We start from the raw sequence: 14,327 nt of genomic DNA on the forward strand, positions 1-14,327 counted from the left end.
TTGGTATCGGTACTGGAGACTAACTATAGGTGATTAAGCCGCCCGGTAATAAATCCGTAATCACGCTTGTGCACAACTCATAGGTCGTCCCACAACCCAGGCGTCAGCGCAGGTCAGCCGACCGTTACAAACACATGCGCCGCGACTTCGGGCGGCAGTTCGAGAGCGCCTTCGATATCCGGAACCCGGACCGAGATGTACTCGCCCACCCGCTCCAGCGAGAGGCGTGCCCCGGGACGGATTCCGCCCTCGTCCAACTGGACGAGCAACTCCGGTTCCACCTGGATCGGCTCCGCCAGGCGGCTGACAATGATCCTCGAATCAGCGCCGTAACCGGCCATGGCATCCAGCAGGTTCACCACGTCCGCGGCGAACTCGCTGGACGGGGCGCCGCCGAGGTCCGCGAGCCCGGGAATCGGGTTCCCGTACGGCGAAACGGTCGGGTGGTCGAGCATCTCGAAGATCCGGCGCTCCACTCGTTCACTCATCACGTGTTCCCAGCGGCAGGCCTCCTCATGGACGTACGCCCAGTCGAGGCCGATCACGTCAGCGAGCAGGCGTTCGGCCAGGCGGTGCTTCCGCATGACACCGACGGCGCGTTTCCGGCCGGTTTCCGTCAGCTCAAGGTGGCGGTCGCCCGAAACAACCACGAGGCCGTCACGCTCCATCCGGCCAATGGTCTGGGACACAGTGGGGCCGGAGTGGCGCAGTCTTTCGGCAATGCGGGCGCGGAGGGCGACGATGTTTTCTTCTTCAAGTTCCAGAATGGTCCGAAGATACATCTCCGTCGTATCAATCAGATCCGTCATTCAGCTCAGCTCCTCGAGCGCCGTCCTTGCATCATTCCCACCGTACCGCGCGCAGATTGCGCCCTGGCGGGATTCGCCGTACGTTCGCAGCACAGCTTAGCCTATTTTGAATTACTCCGGATAATCTTCGAGCGTACGCGCGGTCGTCTCAATGACCGGACTGTGACGGCCTCTTTCCGCGTCCACCGGGGCAGTCAGGCAGAATGAAACGGAGCCTTCGTTGCAGCCACCCCTGCCGGACCATCTCCCAAGCCACGCTAAGCATCAGCCGAAAATTGGAGCCCCTGTGAGCGACACCAGCATCACGATCCCCGCAAACCTCCTCCCCAAGGACGGACGGTTCGGCGCCGGCCCGTCCAAGGTCCGTCCGGAACAGATGGAGGCCTTGGCAGCGGCGTCGGCGACACTGCTGGGAACTTCCCACCGCCAGGCGCCCGTCAAGAACCTTGTCGGTTCGGTCCGGACGGGGCTCGGTGAATTCTTCCGCGCTCCGGAGGGCTACGAGGTCATCCTCGGCGTCGGCGGCTCCACGGCGTTCTGGGATATCGCCAGCTTCGGCCTGGTCGAGAACAAGACACAGCACTTGTCCTTTGGAGAATTCGGCTCGAAGTTCGCTGCCGCCACCAACAAGGCGCCCTTCCTCGCGGAGTCGTCCATCATCAAGTCCGAGCCCGGCACCCGCCCGTCCGCCCGGGCAGAGTCCGGCGTCGACGTTTATGCGTGGCCGCAGAACGAAACTTCGACCGGCGTTGCCGCTCCGGTCAAGCGCGTGGCCGGCGCCGACCGGGGTTCCCTCGTACTCGTGGACGCGACATCGGCGGCGGGTGGCCTGGACGTGGACGTGGCTGAAGCGGACGTGTACTACTTTGCCCCGCAAAAGAACTTCGCGTCCGACGGCGGCCTGTGGCTGGGTCTGTTTTCCCCGGCGGCCCTGGAACGGGCAGCCCGGATCAAGGCCAGCGACCGCTGGATTCCCGATTTCCTGGACCTCCAGACGGCCATCGACAATTCGCGGCTGAACCAGACGTACAACACGCCGGCACTGGCCACGCTGGTCACCCTGGATGCCCAGGTGCAGTGGCTCAACGCCAACGGCGGGCTGGACTTTGCCGCTGCCCGGACCGCGGACTCCGCCGGGCGGATCTACCGCTGGGCCGAGGCCTCCGACTACGCCACGCCGTTCGTGGCCCAGGCTGAGGACCGCTCGAATGTTATCGCCACGATCGATTTCGACGAATCGGTCGATGCAGCCGCCATCGCCAAGGTGCTCCGCGCCAACGGCATCGTGGACACGGAGCCGTACCGCAAGCTGGGCCGCAACCAGCTGCGGATCGCAACCTTCGTGGCGATCGAGCCGGAGGATGTTTCGGCGCTGCTGGAGTGCATCGACTTCGTCGCGGGCGAGCTCAAGAAGTAGCGCCACCTCGCGGCGGGCCCGGGGCGGGGAAGCCCGCCGGCCGCGCAGGAGTCAGTGTTCGACGGCGTCGTCCGGCTTTGTTTCCCGGGCGGCGCCGCTTGCGTTTGCGCCGGAGCCGGATTCGAGGCGGAAGTGCCGCAGCCCGCGGGCACGCCGGTCAAAGCGGATCCGCAGCTGCTTCGCCCGGACAATCCACAGGACCCCGATCAGTGCCGCGATCAGGCCCGAGCCGGCCGCGACGCTCATCGACCAGCGCGGACCGGCAACATTGGCCACCCAGCCCACGAACGGCGCGCCGATGGGGGTGCCGCCCATGAAGATCGCCATGTACAGGGCCATGACGCGGCCGCGCATCACCGGATCCGTCGTGGTCTGGACGTAGCCGTTCGCGCTGGTCATCATGGTGATCGCGAAGAGGCCCACGGGCACCAGCGCCACTCCGAACCAGAAGTAGTCCGGCGCCAGGGCCGCAACCCCGCATGCAACGCCGAACGCTCCGGCGGCGCCGAAGATGATCCGCAGCCTGGGCTTGCTGCGCCCTGCCGACAACAGCGCCCCGGCGACCGAGCCGATTGCCATGATCGAGTTCATCAGGCCGAAGGCACCAGCGTCCAGGCCGAACTCGGTCCCGACCATGGCGGCGATGAACAGGGCGAAGTTCAGTCCCAGGGTTCCGACGATGAAGATTGCCACAAGCACCACGACTATGTCCGGCCGGAACCGGACGTAGCGCAGACCTTCCCGGATCCGGCCCTTGCCCGTCCCCGCCCGCGGCAGCTGACGAAGTGACGCCGCCGGAATCTTCCACAGGCTCAAGAGCAGGGCGAGAAATGTGAGCGTGTTGATCAGGAACACCCAGCCGGGACCGACGACCACCGTGAGCACGCCGGCCACGGCCGGTCCGATCATCCGGGCCACATTGAACGAAGCACTGTTCAGGGCCACCGCGTTGGGAAGATAGTCGTCCCGGACCAGTTCGGAGACGAAGGTCTGCCGCACGGGCGCGTCCAGCGCGGAGACGACGCCGAGCAGCAGCGCGAACGCATACACGTGCCAGAGCTGCGCGGCGCCGGAGACGACGAGGGCCCCGAGCCCTGCGCTCAGCAGCGCCATCGCGGACTGGGTCAGGACAAGGAGCTGTTTGCGGTTGAACCGGTCGGCGACCAGTCCGGCAACCGGGGCAAGGAACAGCTGGGGACCGAGCTGGAGCGCCATCGTGATGCCCATGGCACCGGCGTCGTGATCGGTGAGGTGGGCAAACACGACCCAGTCCTGGGCGGTGCGCTGCATCCAGGTCCCGATATTGGAAATGATCGCGCCGATAAACCAGATCCGGTAGTTAAGGATCTGCAGCGACTTGAACGTGGACATCATGTCCGGCCCTCCCCGTGCACTCCCCCGGACGCTTCCAACCGCTAGTCAGCCTCGACTGCGGAGTCGTCCTGCTCGTCGTCGGATTCTTCGGGCTCGTCGTCGGCCACGTCCGAGGCCTGCCCCGCCGGCTGGGCCTGAGCGTCCGGGGTGTCCTCGTCGCCCTGGGCGTCCTCCGGGCGCACGCGCTCCGCCCACGGGATCCAGGCCGGCGCCAGTACGGAATCCTCCGAGGGCAGCAGGCCGAGCTCGTCGACCGTGACCACCTTGGAGCGCGAGTTGCGGGTCAGCACGGCATACCACTGCCAGCCCAGGTAGCCGGGCAGCTTGGAGTCGAACAGGTGCGTCACAACGCGGTCGCCCTCTGACTTGGCACCCAGGTGCTGGCCGATCTGCCACGCCGGGGCGATACCCTCCACCGCGGTCCGGGCAACGTCGACGGCGGCGGCCAGGAAAGCGTCGGGCTTACCGATGCGCCAAACGGGAACGCCGGTGCGCGGACGGGTGCCGTCTTTGGATTCGGCTTCGCCGCGTGCCTTGCGCACCCTCTGATCAGGTTCCGGAGTCATCAAAAGCCTTATACGTCCAACTCGTCGGCAACCTTACGCAGCGCAACGGCAATCGCCTTGCCCTTGTTGCCTTCCGGGTACTTGCCCGCGGAGAGAGTTCCGGACAGGTTGTCCAGCACGGTCACGAGGTCCTGGACCAGCGGGGCAAGATCTTTGGCGCTGGGCCGCTTTGCCTTGGCGATGGAGGGCGTCTTGTCCAGCACGCGCAGGCCCAGGGCCTGGGCGCCCTTGCGGCCGTCGGCGACACCGAATTCAACGCGGGTGCCGGCCTTCAGCTCCGTGACGCCTTCGGGCAGGGCCGACTTGGGCAGGAACACTTCCTGGCCGTCCTCCCCCGCGAGGAATCCGAAGCCCTTTTCCTTGTCATACCACTTGACCTTGCCGGTAGGCACGTAATCAACCTTCTTCGTTCTGCTGGGTACACGGCCGGCGGTCACCGCATCCGCATGGATATGCGGGTTCAGGGTATGACTGCCTGGAGACCGTGTTGGTCTGTATCTCCAAGGTTATCCTGCCTGACCCACTTTGACGGTGTGAGGCGCGGGCGAGGCCGGACTGTTAGCGTTGCCCTCATGACTCGACAGCGCTATCGGCGGCCCCTACTAATCCTCGCGGCCGCCGTTGCCGTGCTCTCCCTCGCGGCTGTCGGCGCGGTCATCGCCGCAGCCTCGAACCACATGGCGACCCCGGTCTGGATCACCTCCGCCGCCCTCTACGGGCTGCCGGTTGCGTTCTTGCTCATGCTGGCGCTGGTGGTGGACGGAGCCGCAGCCCGTCGCCGCCCGCCCGAGCGGCGCGAAAGGTAACGTTGGACTGATGTCCCAGATCCGCGCGCTCAGCAAGGAACTTCAGGCACGCAGCGACGAGTCGTTGCGGGCTTTGTTCTCCGCGCGGCCGGACCTGATTTCCCCCGGGGTTCCGGACTTTGCCGCCCTCGCCGCCCGTGCCAGCGGCCGCGTCAGCGTGCAGCGCGCGCTCGAGCGGCTCAACCGCCCCGAGATGCAGGTACTGGAAACACTCCATCTGTGCACCAACGGAGACACCGGCCACAGCGCGTCCGCGGCAATGCTGAAGAAAGCCATCAATGGCTCCACGGTCGCGGCAATCGAGCGGCTCCTGCATTCACTGCAGGAACTTGCACTCGTCCACCGGGCAGACCCCCCGCACGGCGTCGCCCCGGCGGCAGCGAAGCAGCGCTACTACCTCCCGATCGGCAGCCTCAAGGATGTCATTGGCATCTACCCTGCAGGACTGGGTCGCAGCTACACCGAACTCGTGCGTCTCCAGCCGGCCTTCGCCCAGCGCGTCGTGCAGCTCGTGGGAGAACTCGCCCGCAGCGGGGCGGCCATCTCCCCGGCCACGACGCCGATGGAGGCGGCCTTGTCCCTGCAGCACTGGACGGCGACCCCGGAAGCGCTCCAGAAGATCCTCGTCACAGCCCCGGAACGCACGATGGCCCTGCTGGCCCGGTTCGGGAACTGGGCCATGGGTGCCGTTCCCCAGGCGCAACGCCGCGCCTCCGTGCTTCACGAAAGTGACGACGTCGGCCCTGTGGACTGGCTGCTGGCCAGGGGCCTGCTGGTGCCCCTGGACGCCGCCCACGTTGAACTGCCGCACAGTGTCGGCATTTCGCTGCGCGGCGGGCACGTCATTGAGAACTTCGCACTGACTCCCCCCGTGCCCCGGCTCGGCCAGACCAGCGCGGCGCTGCGGCGCAACGCGGCCCTCGGCGCGATCGCCGAAACCTTGCGGCTCGTGGGCGAACTCCTCTACATCGTGCGTGACCAGCCGCTTGTGACCCTCCGCAGCGGCGGGGTCGGTGTCCGCGAGATGAAGCGCCTGGCCGACTCCCTGCGGATCGAACTGCATGAGGCCGGGGTGCTCACGGAGCTGTGCGCCCTTGCCGGGCTCCTGCGCCTGGACGTGGACAGCTCCGCCTGGGTCCAGCCCCCGCAGCTTGAGTGGCTGACCCTTCCGCGGCAGGAACAATGGCTCTGGCTGGTCCACGCCTGGCTGGCCAGTGAACGCGCGCCTTCCCTTGTCGGCCAGCCCGCCGGCGGCGCCGCGTCCGGACCGGCCGGGCACCGGGGCGCAGCCGGCACCACGATCAATGCGCTCTCCGCGGAGGCCCAGCGGCCGGATGCGCCGGTGGTCCGGAAGCGGATACTGGAAATCCTGAATGAACTCACGCTGGAGGCCGCGGCGCCGGACGGGCAGGCGCCGGTGCTCGATGCCGCCGCCGTGCTGGAGCGCGCGGACTGGGCGCAGCCCCGTATGGCCCGGCGCTTCAGCTCGCTGGTCCGGGGCGTCCTGGCCGAGGCGGAAATGCTGGGCCTCTTCGGCTCGGGGGCCCTCAGCCAGCTCGGTGCGGCGATAGCAGCCGAACAGCCGGACGACGCCCTGGGAATCCTCGGCGAACACCTCCCGGCGGCGCTGAACCACGTCCTGCTGCAGGCAGACCTGACCGCGGTGGCGCCGGGCTATCTCGCACCGGAACTGAGCGAGAGACTCCTCACCATGGCCACCGCCGAAGGCCAGGGGCCGGCCACCATCTACCGGTTCTCCGTGGCGTCAGTCCGCAGGGCCCTCGATGCAGGCCAGGACGCCCAGGCAATCCTGGACTTCCTGGGCCAGCATTCGGCCACGGCCATCCCGCAGCCGCTCAAGTACCTCATCGAAGACACCTCAGCGCGGCATTCCCGGCTCCGTGTCGGAGCCGCCGGAAGCTTCATCCACAGCGAGGACGAAGCCGCGCTGCTCGAACTGCTCAACGCCCCCGCCGCTGCCGGCCTGGGACTGGCGCGCATTGCCCCCACCGTGCTCATCTCGCACGCCGCGCCCCGGGACGCCGCGCAGGTGCTCCGCGCACTGGGGTTGTCGCCCGTGGTCCAGGAGCCCGAGTCCGCCGTCGTGCGGCTGCGCCGCAGCACCGCCGTGCCCGGCAGCGGGCGTCCGGTCTATACGGCACCGCGCACCGCGCCGCCGGAAGCCGACGTCGCCGCCCAGCTCGCGGTGCTCCGAAGCGGCCGGGTCCACGCTGCCGGCTCCCCCGATGGCCACTTTGCGGCCGCGGCTCCGGGCAGCGAGGAGGCCACCCAGCTCGGCCTGGAAACGTTGCAGAAGGCGATCCGGCTCAAACAGCGCGTCGTCATGAACGTCGTCGACAGCATGGGGAATGCCAGCCGCGAGACGGTCGTTCCGGTAGCAGTGAACGGCGGGCGCGTGCGGGTCTTCGACCCGGACAAGGAAACCGAGCGGGTCCTGTCCATCCACCGCATTATTGACGTAGAAACCACAGAGGAAATGCTCCAGTGAATGACGGGCCCCTGATCGTCCAGAGTGATAAGACCATCCTGCTCGAAGTCGACCATGAGCTGGCCACCGAGGCCCGCCATGCCATCGCGGCCTTTGCCGAACTGGAACGCGCCCCGGAGCATGTGCACAGCTACCGGCTGACGCCGCTGGGCCTGTGGAACGCCCGGGCCGCCGGGCTGGACGCCGAAAAGGTGCTCGACACCCTGCTCAAGTACTCCCGCTTCCCGGTGCCGCATTCGCTGCTGATCGACGTCGAAGAGACGATGTCCCGGTACGGCCGCCTGCGGCTCGAAAAAGACCCCCAGCACGGGCTGGTGATGCGCACGTCGGACTATCCGGTGCTCGAAGAGGTGAGCCGGGCCAAGAAGATCGAACCCCTGCTGGGGCCGCGGATCGACGCCGAGACAGTGGTGGTGCACTCCTCCCAGCGCGGGCAGCTCAAGCAGCTGCTGCTCAAGATCGGCTGGCCGGCGGAGGACCTCGCCGGCTACGTGGACGGCACGCCCCACCCCATCATGCTCAACGAGACCGGGTGGAAGCTGCGTCCGTACCAGCAACTGGCCGCGGAGAACTTCTGGGCCGGCGGCAGCGGCGTCGTCGTGCTTCCCTGCGGTGCGGGCAAGACCCTTGTGGGCGCCGCGGCCATGGCCACGAGCTCCACGACCACCCTGATCCTGGTGACGAACACGGTGTCCGCCCGGCAGTGGAAGGACGAGCTGCTCAAACGGACGTCCCTGACCGAGGAGGAGATCGGCGAATACTCCGGCTCCGTCAAGGAAGTCCGTCCCGTCACGATCGCGACCTACCAGGTCCTCACCACCAAGCGCGGCGGGCTCTACCCCCACCTGGAGCTCGTGGACGGCAACGACTGGGGGCTCATCATTTACGACGAAGTCCATCTGCTGCCCGCCCCGATCTTCCGGATGACCGCCGACCTGCAGGCCCGGCGCCGGCTGGGGCTCACCGCCACGCTGATCCGGGAAGACGGCCGGGAGGGCGAGGTCTTCAGCCTGATCGGCCCGAAACGCTATGACGCGCCGTGGAAGGACATTGAGGCCCAGGGCTACATTGCCCCGGCCGACTGCGTGGAGGTCCGGGTGGACCTCCCCCGCGACGAACGGGTGGCGTATGCGATGGCCGAGGACGCGGACAAGTACCGCTTGTGCGCCACCTCGGAGACCAAAACCCGCGTCGTGGAACAGCTCGTGGCAGAGCACGCCGGCGAACAACTTCTCGTGATCGGGCAGTACATCGACCAGCTGGACGAGATCGGCGAGCGCCTGCAGGCGCCGGTGATCAAGGGTGAGACGTCGGTCAAGGAACGCCAGCGGCTGTTCGAAGCCTTCCGCGCCGGGGAGGAACAGATCCTCGTGGTGTCCAAGGTCGCCAACTTCTCCATCGACCTGCCCGAAGCCTCGGTCGCGATCCAGGTCTCCGGCTCCTTCGGCTCCCGCCAGGAGGAGGCCCAGCGCCTGGGACGGTTGCTGCGCCCGAAGAAGGACGGCCGCGCCGCCCGCTTCTATTCGCTCGTGGCCCGGGACACCCTGGACCAAGACTTCGCCGCGAAGCGGCAGCGCTTCCTCGCCGAACAGGGCTATGCGTACCGGATCATGGACGCCAAGGATGTCGGCACGGCCCGCTGAGGACCCCAGCCGGCACGGGCGAAGGATCCACCCAACACACATCTGCCACCCAGAAAACTCACAGAGTCTGGGAGCATTATGGGAAGTATGAAAAAGAACGGTCCCGAAGCCAAGCTCCTCGTCGTTGATGACGAACCGAACATCCGCGAGCTGCTGTCCACCTCGCTGCGCTTCGCCGGCTTCGAGGTAGTCTCGGCCGGCAACGGACGCGAGGCCCTGGCCGCCGCGGAACTGCACTCCCCGGACCTCGCCGTGCTGGACGTCATGCTGCCGGACATGGACGGCTTCACCGTCACCCGGCGCCTCCGCGCCGCCGGCAAGCACTTCCCCGTCCTGTTCCTGACGGCCAAGGACGACACCGAAGACAAGGTCACGGGCCTGACCGTCGGCGGTGACGACTACGTCACCAAGCCCTTCAGCCTCGACGAAGTCGTGGCCCGAATCCGCGCCGTGCTCCGCCGCACGCAGCCCCAGCTCGACGACGACGACGCCGTGATCCGGGTCGATGACCTGCAGCTCGACGACGACGCCCACGAGGTCCGCCGCGGCGGCACCGTGATCGAGCTGTCCCCCACGGAGTTCAAGCTCCTGCGCTACCTCATGCTCAACCCGAACCGGGTGCTGTCCAAGGCCCAGATCCTGGACCACGTCTGGGAGTACGACTTCAACGGCGACGCCTCGATTGTGGAGTCCTATATCTCCTACCTGCGCCGCAAGGTCGATATCGATCCTGACGCCCCGGCCCTGATCCAGACCAAGCGGGGCGTGGGCTACGTACTGCGGACAGCCGAGAAGCGCTGACATTGCTGCACCGCTGGAAATCGGCCTCGCTGCGGTCACAGCTTGTCGCCATCATGATGGCCCTGATGCTGGTGGCCCTCACCGCCACCGGCGCCGGCACCCTGACCCTGCTGCACAGCTTCCTGCAGGGCCAGGTGGATGACAAGCTCAAGGCAGCCATCGATTCCGTGCGGCAGCAGCAGTCCTTCAGCCAGCTGCAGGACACGAACCCCAACGTTCCCACCGACTATTCGCTGATGCTTTTCAGCCCGGGACTTCCGGCCGCCGTCTTCGGCGGCGACAAGGAGTCCCATCCTGGCATCACGGGCATTTCCGCCGCCGACGCCAGGGACCGCCAGCAGGCGCCGTTCCAGGTCCGCGGCACGGAGGGCGGCAACTGGCGGGTCGTGGCGCTGAACGTACTGGACGGCAACCAGCGGAGCGCCGTCGTCGTCATCGGGCTCCCGCTCGACCCTGTCGATTCCGTCATGGAGCACGCCTTCCTCGTCGTCGTGGGGGTTGGGCTCCTCACCCTCGTGCTGGCCTTCTTCATCGCCACCTGGACCGTCTCCCGGTCCTTCCGGCCGTTGGCCCGGGTGGAGAAGACTGCGGCCGCGATCGCCGCCGGAGACCTCTCCCGGCGTGTGGAGGTCGAAAACCCAGGCACCGAGGTGGGGCGGCTGGGCAGCTCCCTCAACGCCATGCTGGCGCACATCGAGACGGCCTTTGCCGCCCGGATGGCGTCCGAGGCGCGCATGCGGCGCTTCGCCGCCGACGCCTCGCACGAGCTGCGGACACCGCTCGTCACCATCCGGGGCTTCTCGGAACTGTACCGGCACGGGGCGCTGGCGACCCCGGAGGACGTGGCCACCGCGATGGGACGGATCGAAAGCGAAGCCAAACGCATGGGCGCCATGGTCGAGGACCTGCTGCTGCTGGCACGGATCGATGAGCAGCGCCCCCTGCAGCAGAAGCCGGCGGACCTGTTGCTGCTGGCCAACGACGCCGTCGTGGACACCCAGGCCAGCGACCGCAGCCGCGTCATCACCCTGACGGGAATCGATGGCGCCGCCGCCGGGCCGGCGCCTGTGCTCGGCGACGAGGCCAAGCTGCGGCAGGTGGTCAGCAACCTGGTCGGCAATGCCCTGCGCTACACGCCCGAGGCCAGCCCCATCGAACTCGGCGTGGGCGTCCGGACGGCCCCGGACGGAACCAAACAGTCCGTCATCGAGGTCCGGGACCATGGTCCCGGCGTCCCGGATGACGAAGCGGCCCGGATCTTCGAGCGGTTCTACCGGGCGGACACGTCCCGGACCCGGGAAACGGGCGGCAGCGGGCTCGGGCTGGCCATTGTTGCCGCCATCGTCGGTTCCCACGCCGGCTCCGTGCGGGTCGGGAAGACCGACGGCGGCGGGGCCACCCTGGTAGTCAGCCTTCCATTCCTGGACGAGGGCACGGAAGGCCCCGAACCGGCCTCCGCGTAGGGCGCTGTCCACATACGCGCACTATCCACATACGGGTGGCGGCTGGGTCCCCCGCTGGCCGCCACGGCCTAGGCTCGGGCTGTCCGGATCAACCGGACCAGGCAGCCCCCTCGTCCCGCGGGTGCCGGGCCGCCTCACGGCACTGTCCAGAGGATATCTCCATGAGCATTATCTCCGTCGACACGGAACTGCTTCAGCTCAAGTCCGCCAGCGTCAAGGCCACCGTCGAACGGATCAGCGCCGACGTCCAGGCCATGAAACGCGGGCTCGACGAGCTCCAGGCCAGCTGGCGCGGTTCGGCGGCCACCAACTTCCAAAGCCTGGTCGCCGAATGGACCGTGACCCAGGGCAGGGTCGAAGCGTCCCTGGCCTCCATCAACCTCGCCCTGAGCTCTGCGGCCGCCAGTTACGACCAGGCGGAGTTGAACAACGTCCAGCGCTTTAGCTGAGCGTCCCCTGCGGGCTTCAGGCCTCCGGCGTGCCCTGGTGGAAGCGCAGCCGCCATTGGGTGCCGTCAAGGACCCACAGGGAGCTGCGGAGGGAGCTGCCTGAGCGCGTGGAGCTGCGGTATGTCAGGAGTACGATGCCTTCGCCCAGCCGGTCGGCGGCAAGCAGTTCCAGTTCCGTGGGGCTGCCCGGGTTCTCTTCCAGGGCCATCATCATGGCATCGCGGGTCCAGATCCGGCCGGAGCTGCCGATCTCGGTGAAATCGGGGTGGAGCAGCACTCCGGTGCGGCCCAGGTCAGCCCGGGTTTCCGGCCGGAGCAGTTCGCGTTCAAGGGATTCGACGAGTGCTTCAGGGCTGGCCTCCGCGGCGGTTGCGGCCAGCCGGTCCGCCTCGTCGAGTTCGCTGAACAGATCGGGTTCGTTGAAGGCGCCGGGTTCGCTGAAGAGCTCCTGTTGCCCGGTCGGCGCGGGCGCGGTCGGCGGGTTCGTCGGCCGGCCGGTCTGCGGCGCGGGGATCCGGGGCTGCGCGGGCTGTATGGGCTGTGCGGAGTCCTGTGCCGTCGGGCCGAAGCCGGGGCCCTGCCGGACGGCCACGCCCTGCTGGAAGGCGGTGGCTGCCGCCCGGGCACGGTCGTCTGCTGCTTCGTTGAGGTCGTGCCCGGCGTGGCCGCGCACCCATTCGAAGGTGTACTTGCGGCCAACGAGCTCCTGGTCGATGTCTTTGAGCAGGTCCACGTTCAGGACGGGTTTGCCGTCCGCCTTCCGCCAGCCCTTGCGCTTCCAGCCCGGCATCCACTTGGTGACCGCGTTGATGACGTACTGGCTGTCGCAAAGGATGTGGAGATCCTCCGCAGGCACGTGAGCCGTAGCACGGAACAGATCCAGGACCGCCATGAGCTCACCCTGGTTGTTCGTGCCGTGGGGCCATCCGCCGGCCCGCCAGCAGTCGTCGTCCACGTACCAGGCCCATCCGGCGGGGCCGGGATTTCCTAAAGCCGAACCGTCGGCCGCTGCTGTAATCGTCACTGCACTATCCTGCCAGACCCGCCGACCCCACCCAACGCTCCCTCACCTTTGGCGCCAATTCACCCAACGCTCCCCCACCCTTGGCGCCAATCCACCCAACGCTCCCGCGCATCGGGTTCTTAGATGCGGGAGCATTCGCGCGAACACTGTCATACCTGAGGCGGCGTCGGCCAAACAATGACCACAACTGACGGAGGGTTGGATAGAGGGGTGTCCCTATGCTTTTAGTCAAGCTGCTTGGGGAGTCTTTTCTTGGTAGTGGGTTCCGTTCTTGAGCATCGCGAAGATGACGTCGCAGCGGCGCCGGGCGAGGCAGATGATGGCGGCGTTGTGTTTCTTCCCTTCGGCGCGTTTCCCCGATGGTCAGGAGTATCGTCGCTGCGGTCTTGATGCCGACTCCCGGCATGGACATCAAGACCTGGGAAAGAGGGAAGTCGTCCAGGAGCTTTTCGACTTCTTCGGCCACGATGGTCCGCTGGTGTTTGAGTTCCTTGATCTGGGCGGCGACGCGCGGGATGACGAGTTCGACGGCTTCGGTTCCGGCGACGGTTACCGTCTGCTCGCCCAGGGCAGCGAACACGGCGTCGATGAGCGCGGTCGGGTCTTTGCGGCTGTGGTTGCGGGCCCAGCGCAGCACGTTCCCTCGTCCCGCGGCACGAAGACCGGTCGGGCCCGCATATTTGATCAGCAGCTCCAAGACGAGGGGACGGGTCAGGACGGTGCCGGGAAAGGCGCGCTCGAGGGCCGGGAAGATCTGCAGCAGCAGGGACCGCAGCCGGTTGATCGCCCGCGTGCATTCGTGGGTCAGATCCGTATCAAACCCGGAGAGCACCTTCAGCGCCGAGAGAACCTCGCTGTCACGATCGACCGCGCGCAGGGTGTGCGGCATCGCCCGGGCTGTCTCGGCGATGATGAACGCGTCACGGGCATCAGTCTTCGATTTCCCGGGATACAGGTCCGCCGCTTTGCGCATCGCCAGGCCCGGCAGATAGGCGACCTCGCAGCCGCAGTCCCGGGCCACTGCCACGGGCAGCGCGCCAATCGTGTTCGGCTGGTCCACGATCATCAGCACGTTCCCATGCTGCTGCAGCGTCATGAAAAGCTCCCGCAGCCGGGCTTCGTCCTGCGGCAGCGGCTTGTCAAAGAGACGTTCGCCGGCGCGGTTCAGCGCGGTGGCGTGGTGATCGCTCTTGCCAACATCGAGTCCGCAGTAAACGTCGAATCCCTCATCCATACCGGCGCTCCTTTGCACCACTATATGGCCGCAGTCACGACACCCGATGCCGGCACCCACGTTACAAAGAGACCTGGGCGCTACCGCCCGGCCGTGTCCCTATCAGCGGTCAACAAGTGCCTCCGAACCCGGCGACAACACCCCCCGGATCATCAGTGACAGGGCGAGAAAGTCATACCGGGTCCAGCGACCAAGTCCCCTGCGATCGGGGACCCAATAAATGTAACGGGGC

General features: G+C 67.2%; 12 protein-coding genes and 1 pseudogene. 7 read left to right on the top strand and 6 right to left on the bottom strand.

All coding sequences use genetic code 11. The annotated features are described in order from the left end of the window. Window positions 1–113: 113 nt before the first annotated feature. On the bottom strand, window positions 114–809 hold the full coding sequence (locus tag AC1DCZ_RS14765) for an iron-dependent transcriptional repressor DtxR (RefSeq protein WP_476975265.1): 696 nt from the start codon (window positions 807–809) through the stop codon (window positions 114–116). A 286-nt stretch (window positions 810–1,095) separates the two neighbouring features. On the opposite strand from AC1DCZ_RS14765, the gene serC reads away from it, so the two are divergent. Further along, window positions 1,096–2,226 (top strand): phosphoserine transaminase, encoded by a 1,131-nt coding sequence (serC, locus tag AC1DCZ_RS14770; protein WP_476975266.1) that lies wholly within the window; start codon window positions 1,096–1,098, stop codon window positions 2,224–2,226. Between the two features lie 51 nt (window positions 2,227–2,277). Here serC and AC1DCZ_RS14775 read toward each other — a convergent pair whose 3' ends face one another. The 3 genes from AC1DCZ_RS14775 to AC1DCZ_RS14785 are packed head-to-tail and all read right to left on the bottom strand — an operon-like array spanning window position 2,278 to window position 4,558. Continuing rightward, window positions 2,278–3,597, bottom strand: a complete 1,320-nt coding sequence (locus AC1DCZ_RS14775) for an MFS transporter (protein WP_476975276.1) — start codon at window positions 3,595–3,597, stop codon at window positions 2,278–2,280. 44 nt (window positions 3,598–3,641) lie between these two features. Then, on the bottom strand, window positions 3,642–4,166 hold the full coding sequence (locus AC1DCZ_RS14780; protein ID WP_476975267.1) for a DUF3027 domain-containing protein: 525 nt from the start codon (window positions 4,164–4,166) through the stop codon (window positions 3,642–3,644). An 8-nt stretch (window positions 4,167–4,174) separates the two neighbouring features. After that, entirely contained in the window at window positions 4,175–4,558 is a 384-nt protein-coding gene (locus AC1DCZ_RS14785) for a cold-shock protein (RefSeq protein ID WP_476894705.1), read from the bottom strand. Between the two features lie 180 nt (window positions 4,559–4,738). On the opposite strand from AC1DCZ_RS14785, the gene AC1DCZ_RS14790 reads away from it, so the two are divergent. The 6 genes from AC1DCZ_RS14790 (at window position 4,739) to AC1DCZ_RS14815 (ending at window position 11,837) form a co-directional block, all read left to right on the top strand. Continuing rightward, on the top strand, window positions 4,739–4,972 hold the full coding sequence (locus tag AC1DCZ_RS14790; RefSeq protein WP_476975268.1) for a hypothetical protein: 234 nt from the start codon (window positions 4,739–4,741) through the stop codon (window positions 4,970–4,972). Between the two features lie 10 nt (window positions 4,973–4,982). Then, a complete protein-coding gene (locus tag AC1DCZ_RS14795; protein ID WP_476975269.1) occupies window positions 4,983–7,481 on the top strand; it encodes a helicase-associated domain-containing protein in 2,499 nt (832 codons plus the stop codon). Next, on the top strand, window positions 7,478–9,124 hold the full coding sequence (locus AC1DCZ_RS14800) for a DNA repair helicase XPB (protein ID WP_476975270.1): 1,647 nt from the start codon (window positions 7,478–7,480) through the stop codon (window positions 9,122–9,124). The genes AC1DCZ_RS14795 and AC1DCZ_RS14800 overlap by 4 nt, the downstream gene beginning before the upstream one ends. Before the next feature lie 87 nt (window positions 9,125–9,211). Continuing rightward, complete coding sequence (locus tag AC1DCZ_RS14805) at window positions 9,212–9,925, top strand: response regulator transcription factor (RefSeq protein ID WP_476894709.1); 714 nt, start codon at window positions 9,212–9,214, stop codon at window positions 9,923–9,925. Window positions 9,926–9,927: 2 nt separating this feature from the next. Beyond that, the gene (locus AC1DCZ_RS14810) at window positions 9,928–11,388 is read left to right on the top strand and encodes a sensor histidine kinase (protein WP_476975271.1); all 1,461 of its coding nucleotides are present in this window, start codon (window positions 9,928–9,930) and stop codon (window positions 11,386–11,388) included. A gap of 161 nt (window positions 11,389–11,549) precedes the next feature. Continuing rightward, window positions 11,550–11,837, top strand: coding sequence for a WXG100 family type VII secretion target (locus tag AC1DCZ_RS14815; RefSeq protein ID WP_476975272.1), 288 nt, complete (start codon window positions 11,550–11,552; stop codon window positions 11,835–11,837). Window positions 11,838–11,853: 16 nt separating this feature from the next. On the opposite strand, the gene AC1DCZ_RS14820 is transcribed toward AC1DCZ_RS14815, so the two are convergent. Together AC1DCZ_RS14820 and AC1DCZ_RS14825 are read right to left on the bottom strand one after the other, a co-directional pair. Then, window positions 11,854–12,861, bottom strand: a complete 1,008-nt coding sequence (locus AC1DCZ_RS14820; protein WP_476975273.1) for an RNase H family protein — start codon at window positions 12,859–12,861, stop codon at window positions 11,854–11,856. Between the two features lie 228 nt (window positions 12,862–13,089). Further along, window positions 13,090–14,095 (bottom strand): annotated as a pseudogene (locus tag AC1DCZ_RS14825) (IS110 family transposase). Window positions 14,096–14,327 lie beyond the last annotated feature (232 nt).

It is taken from the genome of Arthrobacter sp. 10N418 (assembly GCF_056394725.1).